Source organism: Mesorhizobium sp. B3-2-1, assembly GCF_006439515.1.
Taxonomy (GTDB): domain Bacteria; phylum Pseudomonadota; class Alphaproteobacteria; order Rhizobiales; family Rhizobiaceae; genus Mesorhizobium.
In genome coordinates, this window is record NZ_VFTI01000024.1 from 15843 (window position 1) to 29760 (window position 13918).

Here is a 13918-nt window from a genome sequence, read left to right on the forward strand (position 1 = left end):
GCATGAACGAGAATGATATGGCCGTCGAACCCATGCGGCTTCGCGCCGACCCGCCGCGTGTGACGCGCCTGTCGCGCAAGATGCTCGCAGGCATCGGCTTCGTCGCCTCGCTCGGTGTCGCGGGCGCGCTGATCTACGCGCTGCAGGATGCTAACACAATCAAGCAGGGTGAAGAGCTCTACCCTACCTCCAATCGGCCGCCCGCCGACGGACTGGCGCGCCTGCCGCGCGACTATGCCGGCCCGATCCTTGGGCCGCCGCTGCCTGGTGATCTCGGCAGGCCGATCCTTGATGCCCAAAACAAGGGACAGGCCGTCGTGCCACCGTCGATCGCCAGCGCCGCGATTGACGAAGCCGAGCAACGCCGGCGAGCCGAAGAGGAAGCGGCCAGAACCTCACGCATCTTTTTCCAGACAACGCAAGGAGATGCCAGGACCGCGGAGGCGTCCGCCCCTGCAGTTATCGACCCTGCCAGTCAGAACGGTCAACCAAATGCGCAGGATCGCCAGCTTGCCTTCCTGTCCGCTGCCGCTGACCGGCGGACCGTGGCGCCAGATCGCGTCACGCCGCCGGCGTCACCTTATGTGCTTCAAGCCGGTGCCGTGATCCCGGCCGACTTATCACGGGTATCCGGTCGGACCTTCCGGGGCAGATCAGCGCTCAGGTAACCGAAAATGTCTATGACAGTCCCACCGGCCGCTCGCTGCTCATCCCGCAAGGCACTCGTATTATTGGGCAATACGATAACGCAATTGGTTCGGGACAGCGTCGCGTGCTGCTCGTCTGGAACAGACTGATCTTTCCCGACGGACGCTCGATCGTTCTGGAGCGGCAGCCTGGGGCGGATGAGCAGGGGTATGCCGGGCTCGAGGACGGCGTCGACTATCATTGGGGCGAGTTGTTCAAGGCTGCGGCGTTGTCGACCGTTCTAAGCGTTGGCGCGCAGGCCGGTTCGTCCGACCAGGACAGCGATATCGTGCGTGCTCTGCGCAGCGGCGCCTCCGATAGCGTTAGCCAAGTAGGCCAACAGGTCGTTCAGCGGCAACTCGATGTGGCGCCGACGCTTACGATCCGACCCGGGTTTCCCGTTCGCGTCCTCGTCACCCGCGACCTTGCGCTGGAACCATACGGAGGTTGATATGGCCAAGTTGAAACTCGCAACGATCAGCGACGACAAGCCAGTCAAGATTACGGTGGAATTGCCGGCGCCTTTGCACCGTGATTTGGTGAAATACGCAGAAATTCTTGGGCGCGAGACCGGGCAGCCATCTGCCAATCCATCGCGCTTGATCGCGCCGATGCTTGAACGGTTCATCGCAACCGATCGCGGCTTTGCGAAAGCAAAGAAGGAGGAGGCTTAGAGCTTTCCCATCGCCGACGACCGGCGAGCGTCTTGAGCCGAGACGCCGATGGATACTCCTGTCCATGGCTTCCGCAGGACGACGAGCAGATACGGTCCAACGAGGCTTTATTCGCCCGTCATGAACGGCCAAAACTTGTACTCACCAATAGGTCGAATGGTTGATCTTTCGATGCGCCCGACACTGTTATCTGCACGAGTAGGAGCCGATGCTGGAGCTGCCGCCCGGCATGACGACGCTGGCGATCAGGCTCTGATGCTGGCTACGCTGGCCAATATCTGAGGCGTCATCTTCTGCATTTGGCCTCGCTAGTTCATGAATTTTGGCGCCAGGGCCAATCGTGGCACAGCAAGCTTAGCATTCGAATTTTAGGTTCCGACGCGAATTGCCCGCGTAGCGAGGCGATAGCGTTTCCTCGATCGCCTCCAGTCAGCAATTCGTCGCGGGATGATACGGAACAATGCGGGAAATTTGACGGTTCGGGCCCACGAAGAAGCCAATGAAATCGATTTTCTTCCGACGCCCTCCGGGCCCACCAAATCTCCGAAGGAAGGTCGCCAAATCCGTGAGGACTCTACGGTCGACCCCGGGTTTCTCGGTCGGCGATTCTCCAGAAAGGGTCGCGGAGCGTATTCACATCTACCGGTAAAATGCACTGCTAATTGCACTACAAAATTTCGAAATACGACAGGTAACTATCTGATTTAAAACATCTAAATTTCAGTTCGAGCCGTCTCGACCGCACCATTCTCCCTTCCAAAATGCCCTTGAGTGAAGGGAGTGGATGAAATCTTGAGCCGTTCATCCACTTCGGGGCCAAAGTGCGAAATTTGCATGTCGTCTCTGGTGGAGAGAGTGTGACTGCTTCATCCGCAAGTTCTCTCAGTTGCTGCCTGTATTCACAGCCGTAGTGGCTTGTGGCCTACTTGTGCATGTAGGAGTGCCTGCCATCTTCGGGCATATTGGGGATAAACGAATGCTGGTATCGTCGCTATGCCGTATATTTCCTGCGTTGTCGCAGTTGATGAATGAGCATATTCACGGAGCGTGAATGACGGCAATCGTCTTTGAGTTTCATCCATCTGCGGCCGCCTCAATAGAGGCTCTGGCCTCAGAGGCTTTCTTGCTTGTCCGAGAAATCGAAATAGCTAAGAAGAACAGCAAGGAAGGCGACTGGTGGCAACCGGATAACGCTACCACTATCACTGACGATGATATCGTAGGTGAGCCGATGATGTGGCTGCATCAGTCATCCCGTGATGATGCCTTGATCTTTATGTGGCACGATTCGCGCTCTTTCGGGCTGACTCGGCTAGACTACGAGAAATTGATCAAGCTGATTGATGCTATTCTCAAAGCTAAGTGGGCGCAAAAATCCGTCAGTTGGAAGTTCGTCGAGCGAGTGTTCATCGACTGGGTGCGTCATCGCTTCCGAACGCGTTCAGATGGTCCATTCTGCGATTTCTTCCTAGAGGGATGTTCAAAAGAAGTTGTCCCTCTGACGGCCGTCGTGCCCATTCAGCATCTGGCCGTTGAGGAGGCGTTTGAATTTGGCCCTACAAAAATAGTTCCAATGGGCCCGAAATATTTTGACGATTTAAGTGAGCGTATCCTCCAGGTAGTGCCATACAAAGAGGAAAGTATTGCTTCTTTTATAACTCATTTACGCAAAAAGATGGAGGATTGTTCCGCGATAGAAATGCAAATTATATCGGAACCCGGTTACGCTCAAGAAGCCGCATTGCAGAGAGCTACCGATGCCATTGGGCTGCTGCGATTTTTCTCTGTAGCAACTGTAGCTTCGACCATGATGTCCCCGGTTACGCTGCTTGGCGCACTCTCGGTCCCTGAGAGCCATGTTCTTACTCAAGGTGCAGATGGGGCTCTCGGATATGCGTCACGAGTCGCTATTGACAGCGTTGAGCACTGGCGCATCAGCAAACGCGACATTATCGGATTTCGGGAGGAAAATCTGGCCGTCGTGGGCAGTCTCCTTGACCTTGATAAGTTATCGGATTTTGGGCGCGCTATTCGCTCAAGTATCCTCGCTTTCGCACGTGCCATTACGTTTCCCGAACTTTCTGACCGGTTGGTGTTCGCCTTCTCGGCTATTGAAGGGCTGATGTTGAGAAATGCGAGCGAGCCCATTCAGCAAAACGTAGCGGAGAGGGTGGCCTTCTTGACTACTAGAGTTCCTGATAAACGGCAGAAAATAGTTGAAAATTTTAAGAGTTCATATAAGATGAGATCTCAATACATTCACCATCGGCTGACGGCATTAGATGAAATTGAGCTTGACCAAGTTTTCGTTAACATAAGGACTGCTCTTGCTCAAGCGGTAGCCAACCTTCAAAGATTCAAGACAAAGGATGATTTTCTAGCGGCGATTGATAGAACTAAGTTCGGCGCATGATGATTGCCGAGGGCGTAGGTGGTTAACCCCGGCCTATCCCGTCCACCCAAGGCCAGCCGAGATGAATTGATCGATACAAGCAGAGCGTCGGTCGCACGCTTTTGATCCGCCGTCTTTGCCCTGACATCGCGCAACAGATCGACCTGCAGCCTGTGGATGTCGTCCATCTGTCGCCGCAGACTGTCGAAACGCCGCCTGAACATCGGAAAGCGCTCGGGAAGATCGCCTCCCGTAAGGTCGCCGATCAGGCGTCGCGTCAATTCGTGTTCAGCGGCGATGCGGGCATGGATTCGGTGGGCCGCGTCGCTGTCGGACACCAGGCCGGCGTAGAGCCGCGCGATCTCCATGTCCGATTGGTAAAGCGTCTTCTCGGCCTCGTCGACGATCAGGCGAAAGAAGCGCGAGTGCTCGAACATGTGGCCCAGAAGTTCGCGCCCAGCCTCGCCACGCACCGTGACGAAAGCGCTGAGCGCGCTGCCAATGCCATACCAGCCGGTCAGCAGATGACGGTTCTGGCTCCAGGCGAACACCCATGGAATGGCGCGCAGGTCGGCAATGCCGCTGGCATCGAAACGGCGATCCGGCCGTGAGCCCATTTTCAGGAGCGCCAGTTCCGCGACCGGGCTCGCCTCGTTGAAATACTGGAGGAAGCCGGGCTCGGCCATCAACCGGGCATAGGATGCCTGTGACATGCCCGCCAGCGCTTCCAGCGCCTCGTCGAATTCCGGCGTTTCCTTCGGTTCGACATCTCCGGGCGATACGACGCTGTGGGCGAGAACTGCGGCGGCGAGAATTTCGAGCTGGTTGAGGCCGGTGCCGCGATTGGCGAATTTCGATGACACGACCTCGCCCTGCTCGGTCACCCGCATGGTGCCAGTGACGGTGCCTTGCGGCTGCGCCGCGATTGCTCGGCCGGTCGGCGCGCCGCCACGGCTGACGGAGCCGCCGCGACCGTGAAAGAAACTGATCCTGACCTTGTGCTTGCGCCCGACGGCAGCGAGGCGCTTTTGCGCTTTGGCCAGTTCCCAATTGGAAGCGAGAAAGCCGCCGTCCTTGTTGGAATCCGAATAGCCAAGCATGATTTCCTGGCGCGCGCCGAAATCGCGCACCGTGCGCCTCACCAAAGAGACGTCGAGCAATCCGTTCAATATGCCCGGCGCGGCCTGCAGATCGGCGATGGTCTCGAACAATGGCACGATCCGCAGCCTGATTGTGCCGCCGGCGGGCGCGGTTGAGAGTCCGCAATATTGTGCCAGCAGATAGACCGCGAGCAGATCGTCGACCGAGCGGGTCATCGAGAGAACGAAAGAGCCGACAGCGTCGGGATCCGAGCTGGAGATGTGCTTGGCGATGACGGAGAATGTCGAAAGCAGTTCACCTGCTTCAGGCGAGAGGTGCCTGGCGTCGATCTCCAGCCGCTCACCCTCAGCGATAGCTTTGCGAATGCGCGCCGACCATTGCGGCGTGCCGGCTTCGGCCGGATCGGCGGGATTTGTCAGTGCAAACAGCTCGGCCAGCACGCGGTTGACGACCGTGGAGTTCTGCCGGATGTCGAGCGAGACGGTGCGGAAGCCGAAGCTTCCGACTTGCCAAAGCAGGGGCTGGACGAAACGCCTGGCTACCGCGCGCCCTCCGATTGCTTCGAGAACGCGAGACAGCGCGTTCAAATCGGAACGAAACCCCTCTGCCGACGGGTACGCTGCCGCGCTGCCGTCCCGCGTGGCTATTAGGCGGGCAAACAAGGCCGAAGCAAACTGGCGAAGCGGTTCGTCAGGGTTGCGGGCGCTGATCACGTCAGCCTGTCCGCTTTTATCAAGCGCAGTATGCAACACCGGCTTGAAGCTGGCCGGCAGGTCGATGACGTTCGAACTGGCGCTGAGCACCGTCACCAGCCGCTGCATCTGCGCCAGATACCAGCCCATGGCGGTATCGCGGTATTCGGCCAGGGCATGGGCGGTGACGGCGGCCGTCACATTCGGGTTGCCGTCGCGGTCGCCGCCGATCCACGAGGCATAGCGCATGAAGGAAGGAATTCTGATCGGCGCTGCCGAATAGTGACGCTCGATGGCGCCTTCAAGCTTTCCATAGAGCTGCGGCGTTGCCTCAAAGATGACTTCGCGAAAGAAATGCAGGCCCCAGGCGATTTCGCGTTCGACCGTCGGGCGCTCCAATCGTAGCTCGCCTGTCATCCACAGAAGCTCGATCTCGCTTTCCAGATCGGCGACCAGCAGGTCGCGTTCGCGTGGCGCCCAGCGCGGTTGGTCGAGCTCGGTCAGCTTGCGATAGATACGACGGTGGATCTCCAGCACCGTGACGCGTTTGGCCTCCGTCGGGTGCGCGGTCATGGTCGGGCCGACGCAAAGCCCGTCGAGCGCCACCTGGACTTCCTCCGCTGAATGGCCGTTCGCCGCCATCCGCGCGATCACGCTGCCGAAGGAGCCGGGCACGTCGTCGACGCCGGCGCCTTGTTCGAGTTCGCGACGCGCCCGCATGGCAAGCAACTCGTCGGCAATCGCCAGCAACTGGAACCAGACGCCGCTCGCCTGAAGCGCCGGGACGCGCTGCTCCGCGGCAAGCGAGACAAGTGACCTGCGTCCGGTCAGGACGGCGGCGATCTCGGGCTCACGCGCGCTTGCGACCTGAAGCAGCAGGCGCAACAAGAGGCTGCGTTCGTCCTCACGAAATTTGATGCGTCTGCTCTGTTCCAAACCGCTTCAAGCCGCCTTCTTGGTTCGCTCCAGCGTCTCCGCCACCACCTCGCCGAAGGACGACGGCGTCGGCACGATGATGACGCCGGCCTCTTTCAGGATCTCGACCTTTTCCTGCGCGGACTCGCCGAAGGCCGAGATTATGGCGCCGGCATGGCCCATGCGCCGGCCTTTCGGCGCGGAGAGCCCGGCAATGTAGGCGATCAGCGGCTTCCTCATATTGTCGCGCGCCCAGATCGCGGCTTCGGCTTCCTGCGGTCCGCCGATCTCGCCGATCATCACCACGGCGTCGGTTTCGTCGTCCTGCTCGAACAGCTTCAGAACGTCCTTGAAGGAGGAGCCGTTGATCGGATCGCCGCCGATGCCGACGCTGGTCGAGACGCCGATGCCGAGCGCCTTCATCTGCGAGGCGGCCTCGTAGCCCAGCGTCCCCGAGCGTCCGACGATGCCGACGCGGCCGGGAAGGTAGATCGAGCCGGGCATGATGCCCATCAGCGCCTGTCCCGGCGTGATGATGCCGGCGCAGTTCGGCCCGACCAGCCGCATGCGGTCCTCGAAGCGGTAGCGGCGCATGTAGCGCTTGACCTGCATCATGTCCTGCGAGGGGATGCCGTCGGTGATGCAGACGCAGAGCTTTATCCCCGCATCCGCCGCCTCCATGATCGAATCGGCGGCGAAGGGCGGCGGCACGAAGACGATGCTGGCCTCGGCCCGGGTTTCGCGCACCGCGCCCTTGACGGTGTTGAAGATCGGCAGGCCGAGATGCGTCTGGCCGCCCTTGCCGGGGGTGACGCCGCCGACGAGCTTGGTGCCGTAGCGTTTCATGTCCTCGGCATGGAAGCTGCCGATCTTGCCGGTGAAACCTTGCACGATGACGCGCGTGCTGCGGTTGAGCAGGATTGCCATTTTTCCGTCCTCCCTCAGGCTGCTTTTTTCTTGGTGGCCGCGCGCCAGGCGGCGACGGCTTTTTCGGCGGCTTCGGCGAGCGTGGCGGCGACGATCACCGCCTCGCCGGAATCGGCCAGGATCTTGCGTCCTTCCTCGGCCCTGGTACCGGAAAGCCGCACCACCAGCGGCACGTTGACGCCGACCTCGCGGATCGCCTTGATGACGCCCTCGGCAACCCAGTCGCAACGGTTGATGCCGGCAAAGATGTTGACCAGGATGGTCTCGACATTCTTGTCGCCGAGCACGGCGCGGAAGGATTTCGCCACACGCTCGGGCGAAGCGCCGCCGCCGATGTCGAGGAAATTGGCCGGCTCGCCGCCGGCGATCTTGATCATGTCCATCGTCGCCATGGCGAGCCCGGCGCCATTGATGATGCAGCCAATATTGCCGTCGAGGCCGACATAGGAGAGGCCGCGGTCGCTGGCGAAGGTTTCGCGCGGGTCTTCCTGGCTCTTGTCGCGCAATTCGGAGATTTCGGGCCGCCGGAACAGCGCGTTCTCGTCGAACGACATCTTGGCATCGAGCGCCACTAGGCTGCCGTCGCGGGTCACCACCAGCGGATTGATCTCCAGCATCGAGGCGTCGTAGTCGCGGAACACCTGGTAACAGCTGAAGATGGTCTCGGTCGCCTTGCCGATCAGGCTGTCCTCCAGCCCGAGCCCGAAGGCGATCTCGCGCGCCTGGAAGCGCTGCATGCCGACGCCCGGATCGACGGTGGCGCGGATGATGGAATCCGGCGCTCTTTCGGCGATCTCCTCGATCTCCATGCCGCCGGCCGCCGAGGCCACGATCATGACGCGCTCTTCCTTGCGGTCGAGCACGAAGCCGAGATAGAGCTCCTGCGCGATGTCGACGGCTTCCTCCAGATAGAGGCGCGAGATCAGCTTGCCGCGCGGGCCGGTCTGGTGGGTCACCAGCTTGCGCCCGAGCATGGCTTCGGCGGCGTTGGAAATCTCCTCGTCATTGGCGCACAGCTTGATGCCGCCGGCCTTGCCGCGCGCGCCGGAATGGACCTGCGCCTTCAGCACCCATTTGCCGCCGCCGATCTCGCGCGCCCGGTAGGTCGCCTGTTCGGGGCTGTAGGCCAGGCCGCCGCGCGGCACATGCACTCCATGCCGGGCGAGCAGTTCCTTGGCTTGATATTCGTGGATGTCCATTTTTTCTCCTCCCCAAATCGCCAAGATGCCGCGACGCGAGGCCCTCGTTGGCTAATTAAGCTGGCCGGCGCGTTCGATGGCGTCGTTGACCACCAGAACGTTCCTGGCCATGCGTTCCGATGCGGCGTCGATCATCTTGCCGTCGAGCGCGGCGGCACCCTTGCCCTGCGCCTCGGCCTCTTTCAGCACTTCGAGGATGCGGCGGGCGCGCGTGACTTCCTTCTCCGGCGGCGAGAACACCTCGTTGGCCAAGGCAATCTGCGAGGGATGGATCGCCCATTTGCCCTCGATGCCGAGTGCGGCAGCGCGCCTGGCGGCCGCCTTGTAGCCTTCCGGATCGGAGAAATCGCCGAACGGCCCGTCGATGGCGCGCAACCCATAGGCGCGGCAGGCCACAGTCATCCGCGACAGGGCGAAATGCCACTGGTCGCCGGGATAGTCGGGATTGAGGCCGCCGATGTTGACGGTGCGCGCCTTGTTGCTGGCGGCATAGTCGGCAACGCCGAAATGCATCGCCTCCAGCCGGCCTGGCGTCGCGGCAATGGCCTCGACATTGGCCATGCCGAGCGCGGTCTCGATCAGGGCTTCAAGGCCGACACGGGTCTTGAATCCCTTGGCCATCTCGATCTGGTTGACCATGGCCTCGACCATGTAGAGGTCGGCCGGCACGCCGACCTTCGGCACCAGGATCGTGTCCAGCCGGTCGCCGGCCTGTTCCATCACGTCGACGACATCGCGGTACATGTAGTGGGTGTCGAGCCCGTTGATGCGCACCGAGACGGTCTTTCCCTTGGCGCGCCAGTCGATGTCGTTCAGGGCCTGGATGATGTTCTTGCGGGCGCGTTCCTTGTCGGGCGGGGCGACAGCGTCCTCGATGTCGAGGAAGACGAAGTCGGCGGCGCTGTTGGCCGCCTTGTCGATCATCTCCGGGCTGGAGCCGGGAACCGCCAGTTCGCTGCGCTGCAGCCTGAGTTTCCTGAGGTGGTTGATGGTGTGGCTCATCTTCTCTCCCCTCAGGCGGCTGCGGCGACAGGCATTGCGGCCGAGGCGCGGAAATGCTGGATGGCGGCGCCGACGCCCGAGCCCGGCGCCAGCCGGACGCCGCAATCGAGCAGCGCCATTTCAGCCGATGACAGCGAGGCCAGCACCATCACCTCGTTCAGCCAGCCGAGATGGCCAATGCGGAAAACCTTGCCGAACACCTTGTTGAGGCCACCGCCGAGCGATGTCTGGTAGGCCTGGGAGGCGCGCTTGACGACATCGCCGCTGTCGATGCCATCGGGCACGAGAATGGCGCTGACCGTGTCCGAATGCCATTTCGGCGCCTTGGCACAGAGCTTCAGGCCCCAGGCATCGACCGCCTTGCGCACGCCTTCAGCCAGCCGGTGGTGGCGGGCAAAGATGGTGTCCAGCCCTTCCTCGGCGATCAGGTCGAGCGAGGCGCGCAGGCCGCGCAGCAATTGCGTCGCCGGCGTGTAGGGAAAATAGCCGGCATCGTTGGCGCGGATCATGTCCTCGAAGGAGAAGAAGCAGCGCCGGTGAGTGGCGATTCTCGAAGCCACGAGCGCCTTCTTGCTGACCGACAGGAAGCCGAGACCCGCCGGCAGCATGAAACCCTTCTGCGAACCGCTGACGGCGCAGTCGACACCCCATTCTTCCTGGCGGAAATCGATCGAGCCGATCGACGAGACGCCGTCGACGAAGAGGAGCGCTGGGTGGTTCGCATCGTCGAGCGCGGCGCGGCAGCCGGCCACGTCACTGGTGACACCTGTCGCCGTCTCGTTCTGGGTGCAGAAGATCGCCTTGATGCGGTGCGTCTTGTCCGCCTTCAACCGCTCCGCATAGAGGTCCAGCGGAACGCCGGTTCCCCATTCGCAGTCGATCACCTCGACCTCGAAGCCGAGGCGCTCGGCCATGTCGACCCACAAATGCGAGAACTGGCCGAAGCGAGACATCAGCACGCGGTCGCCAGGGCTGAGCACATTGGTCATCGCCGCTTCCCAGGCGCCGGTGCCGGAGGACGGATAGATGAAGACGCGGCCGGTCTGGTTCTTGAAGACTTTTTTGATGTCCTCGAACAGCGGCAGGGTGAGGTCGGGGAAGGAGGCCGCGCGCATGTCCTCCATGGGCAGGTTCATCGCCTGCCGCACCTGTTCGGGGATATTGGTCGGCCCGGGAATGAAAAGATGGGTGAAACCGGCCATGGTGCGAACTCCTCCTGATCCAGCAAAGCGGTGGTGGGGAGTTTCGTTTCGACGGCTGATTGCAACAACACCTTGGTGGGTAAGAACTTGCCGCGTGCGGGTGGGCATGGCCTACCCGGTCGCCCTACCCGAAAGGCTGCTTCTGGCTGCGCCTCTCTCGTGAATAGAGCGCGACCGCCATGGCGCGGTTGCGGACATCCAGCTTGTCGTAGAGATTCTTGAGATGGTACTTCACCGTATTCTCGGAGATCCCGGTCCGGGTCGCGATCTGCAAATTGGTCCAGCCATCGGACAGTACCGCCAGCAGCTCACGCTCGCGCACCGTAAGCCGGGACAGAGGCGTGTCGTTGACCTTGTTGATGTCGATATAGGGGATGCAGATACGGCCATGCGCGACAGCCAGGATCGTATCGAAGATAATGGCGGGATCGTCGAACTGGAAGCAGTAGCCCTGAGCCCCGAGGCGGACGCACTGTTTCAGGATGCCGATGTCGTGGTCGTTTGAAAAGACCGCGATGCGAACGTTGAGCTTGCTGCCCTGGACCTCGGCCAGGACGTCGGCGCCGTCCATATCGGAGAGCTTCCAGCCGATTACGGCGACATCGAACTCCTGTGCCGCCGCAAGCTCCAGGAAATGCCTGCCGCTTTGTACCGAGGCCAAAAGTTCGAAGCGCCCGTCGCAGTCCAGCATTTCACGCAGCGCCGATATGACGAGCGGATTGCGCTCGGCCACGACCACGCGAACGCGCTGCTCTTCGATTGCCTTGTTCTCTGTCCTCGATCTGATCTTCAAGGGTTTCCGGCTTTTTTGTTGCGGCCTGGCGGGTCCAGGCGATGCCTGGACCTGCATCATGACAATTCTGCTCCAATGGCGCGGGGGTGCTCTTTCCCCAGCGACATCGGCTGTCGCGCTGCCGGAAGCCGAAGCGTGGCCGGCCTTTGATGAAATCGGCAGTCCGCGCGGGTACGACAACTTGGCATTGGTAAAACACGGGATGAGCTGGCAAGAACGCGTTTGGCCTGAGATTCCCGTGCGTTGGAAGAAAATGTTGCGACGTTGAAGCGTTCCGGGTCGCCGTTACTTTTGTATGGGCACCGGACCCGAAAACCGGTTTCCACTTTGCGGACTCATGGTCTAGACCTGATTTGCACCTTTTCCGGGATTCTGATGGCGGGAGGCGCTGGTGGAAGGCCAGGACGAACGGACGACCGGCGCCAGGGCCGCCGACGAGCACCACGCTGATATCTATGGCGAGGACGGTGCCGTCCTATCGTCCTTCCTTGCCCAGATCGGCGCGGCGATCGCCGATCGCGATACGCTGACCCTCAAGCGCCAGGTCGACGACCTGCATCAGTCGGAACTTGGCGACCTCATCGAGGCGCTGCACCCCGAACAGCGGCGCGCGCTGGTCGAACTGCTGGGCGCCGACTTCGATTTTTCCGCGCTGACCGAGGTCGACGAGGCGATCCGCATGGATATCATCGATAGCCTGCCCAATGCGCAGATCGCGCAGGCCGTGCAGGCACTCGATTCCGACGACGCGGTCTACATCCTCGAAGACCTGGAGCCGGAAGACCAGGACGAGATCCTGTCGCGGCTGCCGTTCACCGAGCGGATTAGGCTGCGCCGCTCGCTCGACTACCCGGAAGAGACCGCCGGGCGGCGCATGCAGACCGAGTTCGTCGCGGTGCCGCCCTTCTGGACCATCGGCCAGACCATCGACTACATGCGCGAAGACAAGAACCTTCCCGACCGCTTCAGCCAGATCTTCGTCATCGATCCGACCTTCAAGCTGCTGGGGGCCATCGATCTCGACCAGATCCTGCGCACCAAGCGCGCGGTCAAGGTCGAGGAAGTCATGCATGAAACGCGGCACGCCATCCCGGCCACCATGGACCAGGAAGAGGCGGCGCGGGAATTCGAGCAATACGACCTTTTGTCGGCTGCCGTCGTCGACGAGAACGAGCGGCTGGTCGGCGTGCTGACCATCGACGACGTTGTCGACGTCATCCAGCAGGAAGCGGAGGAAGACCTGCTGCGCATGGGCGGCGTCGGCGACGAGGAGCTCTCCGACAGCATTCTGGCGACTTCGCGCTCGCGCGTTCCCTGGCTGCTCGTCAACCTGCTGACGGCATTTTTGGCGGCCTCCGTGATCGGCCTGTTCGACCGCACGATCGAGCATATCGTGGCGCTCGCCGTGCTGATGCCGATCGTGGCCGGCATGGGCGGCAATGCGGGTTCGCAGACCATGACCGTCACCGTGCGGGCGCTGGCGACGAGGGACCTCGACATCTACAATGCCGGCCGCATCATCCGCCGCGAAATGGGCGTCGGCTTCATCAACGGCATCGTCTTCGCCATCCTGATCGGCATCGTCGCGGCTGTCTGGTTCCACGACCCCAATCTGGGCGGCATCATCGCGGCGGCGATGATCATCAACATGTTCGTGGCGGCCCTTGCCGGCATCCTGATCCCGTTGCTGCTCGATCGGTTCAAAGTCGACCCCGCAGTCGCTTCGGCGGTCTTTGTCACCACCGTTACCGATGTCGTTGGATTCTTTGCTTTCCTGGGCCTCGCGACCTGGTGGTTCAGCGTCCGTTAGGCGTCTCAATTGACTTTTACGTAAATGCCGTGCGAGGCTCGCACGGGGTGCCGCGTCGATTCCGGTGTGGCAACGGTTTGGTTCGGGAGGGAAGGGCGCCGCATGGCGAATGCCCGGAATTCCCGCATGGAGTGACAATGCGGGAATATTATTCGATCACCGAACTGACCCGCGAATTCGACGTGTCGACGCGGACGCTGCGTTTCTACGAAGACGAGGGACTGGTGCAGCCGGTGCGTCGCGGTCGCACGCGGCTGTTTCGCCCTTCCGACCGTCACCTCATCCGGCAGATCATGCGCGGAAAACGCCTCGGCTTCTCGATCAACGAGATCCGCGAGATCATCCAGATGTACAAGGAGCCGCCGGGCGAGGTCGGGCAGCTCAAGCTGATGATCAAGCGCATCGAGGAAAAGCGCGAGGATCTCAGGCAAAAACGCCGCGACCTTGAGGAGACGCTGGCCGAACTCGACCAGGCCGAGGAGTCTTGCGTCGAGCGGCTGGTCGAGCTCGGCGTCAACACCTAG

11 protein-coding genes and 1 pseudogene are annotated in these 13918 nt (G+C 61.4%); 6 read left to right on the forward strand and 6 right to left on the reverse strand.

The annotated features are described in order from the left end of the window. The first annotated feature begins 2 nt into the window (after positions 1–2). The 3 genes and pseudogenes from FJW08_RS22660 (at position 3) to FJW08_RS22670 (ending at position 3774) form a co-directional block, all read left to right on the forward strand. Positions 3–1138: pseudogene (locus FJW08_RS22660) on the forward strand (TrbI/VirB10 family protein). Between the two features lies 1 nt (position 1139). Further along, on the forward strand, positions 1140–1361 hold the full coding sequence (locus tag FJW08_RS22665) for a DUF2274 domain-containing protein (RefSeq protein ID WP_140812367.1): 222 nt from the start codon (positions 1140–1142) through the stop codon (positions 1359–1361). A gap of 1051 nt (positions 1362–2412) precedes the next feature. Continuing rightward, complete coding sequence (locus tag FJW08_RS22670; RefSeq protein WP_140812368.1) at positions 2413–3774, forward strand: HEPN domain-containing protein; 1362 nt, start codon at positions 2413–2415, stop codon at positions 3772–3774. Here the strand turns inward: FJW08_RS22670 and FJW08_RS22675 are convergent. The 6 genes from FJW08_RS22675 to FJW08_RS22700 form a co-directional block, all read right to left on the reverse strand. Next, positions 3711–6482, reverse strand: a complete 2772-nt coding sequence (locus FJW08_RS22675; RefSeq protein WP_246682496.1) for a phosphoenolpyruvate carboxylase — start codon at positions 6480–6482, stop codon at positions 3711–3713. The genes FJW08_RS22670 and FJW08_RS22675 overlap by 64 nt on opposite strands. Before the next feature lie 6 nt (positions 6483–6488). Continuing rightward, complete coding sequence (gene sucD / locus FJW08_RS22680; protein ID WP_140812369.1) at positions 6489–7388, reverse strand: succinate--CoA ligase subunit alpha; 900 nt, start codon at positions 7386–7388, stop codon at positions 6489–6491. Positions 7389–7402: 14 nt separating this feature from the next. Further along, complete coding sequence (locus tag FJW08_RS22685; RefSeq protein WP_140812370.1) at positions 7403–8587, reverse strand: malate--CoA ligase subunit beta; 1185 nt, start codon at positions 8585–8587, stop codon at positions 7403–7405. 51 nt (positions 8588–8638) lie between these two features. Continuing rightward, the gene (locus FJW08_RS22690) at positions 8639–9589 is read right to left on the reverse strand and encodes a CoA ester lyase (protein WP_140812371.1); all 951 of its coding nucleotides are present in this window, start codon (positions 9587–9589) and stop codon (positions 8639–8641) included. Positions 9590–9600: 11 nt separating this feature from the next. Then, a complete protein-coding gene (locus tag FJW08_RS22695) occupies positions 9601–10791 on the reverse strand; it encodes an aminotransferase class V-fold PLP-dependent enzyme (protein WP_140812372.1) in 1191 nt (396 codons plus the stop codon). Between the two features lie 124 nt (positions 10792–10915). Continuing rightward, entirely contained in the window at positions 10916–11584 is a 669-nt protein-coding gene (locus FJW08_RS22700; protein ID WP_140812373.1) for a response regulator transcription factor, read from the reverse strand. A gap of 58 nt (positions 11585–11642) precedes the next feature. On the opposite strand from FJW08_RS22700, the gene FJW08_RS22705 reads away from it, so the two are divergent. The 3 genes from FJW08_RS22705 to FJW08_RS22715 all read left to right on the forward strand — a co-directional run bounded on the left by FJW08_RS22705 (position 11643) and on the right by FJW08_RS22715 (position 13918). Next, entirely contained in the window at positions 11643–11852 is a 210-nt protein-coding gene (locus FJW08_RS22705; protein WP_140812374.1) for a hypothetical protein, read from the forward strand. 123 nt (positions 11853–11975) lie between these two features. Further along, positions 11976–13394, forward strand: coding sequence for a magnesium transporter (mgtE, locus tag FJW08_RS22710; RefSeq protein WP_140812375.1), 1419 nt, complete (start codon positions 11976–11978; stop codon positions 13392–13394). Positions 13395–13531: 137 nt separating this feature from the next. After that, complete coding sequence (locus tag FJW08_RS22715; RefSeq protein WP_006203215.1) at positions 13532–13918, forward strand: MerR family DNA-binding transcriptional regulator; 387 nt, start codon at positions 13532–13534, stop codon at positions 13916–13918.

Excerpts from the sequence above, each read along its gene's own strand:
- FJW08_RS22715 (WP_006203215.1), top strand. The coding sequence starts at position 13,532 with ATGCGGGAATATTATTCGATCACCGAACTGACCCGCGAATTCGACGTG.
- FJW08_RS22665 (WP_140812367.1), top strand. The coding sequence starts at position 1,140 with ATGGCCAAGTTGAAACTCGCAACGATCAGCGACGACAAGCCAGTCAAG.
- FJW08_RS22705 (WP_140812374.1), top strand. The coding sequence starts at position 11,643 with ATGACAATTCTGCTCCAATGGCGCGGGGGTGCTCTTTCCCCAGCGACA.
- FJW08_RS22685 (WP_140812370.1), bottom strand. The coding sequence starts at position 8,587 with ATGGACATCCACGAATATCAAGCCAAGGAACTGCTCGCCCGGCATGGA.
- FJW08_RS22690 (WP_140812371.1), bottom strand. The coding sequence starts at position 9,589 with ATGAGCCACACCATCAACCACCTCAGGAAACTCAGGCTGCAGCGCAGC.
- FJW08_RS22695 (WP_140812372.1), bottom strand. The coding sequence starts at position 10,791 with ATGGCCGGTTTCACCCATCTTTTCATTCCCGGGCCGACCAATATCCCC.
- FJW08_RS22670 (WP_140812368.1), top strand. The coding sequence starts at position 2,413 with ATGACGGCAATCGTCTTTGAGTTTCATCCATCTGCGGCCGCCTCAATA.
- sucD (WP_140812369.1), bottom strand. The coding sequence starts at position 7,388 with ATGGCAATCCTGCTCAACCGCAGCACGCGCGTCATCGTGCAAGGTTTC.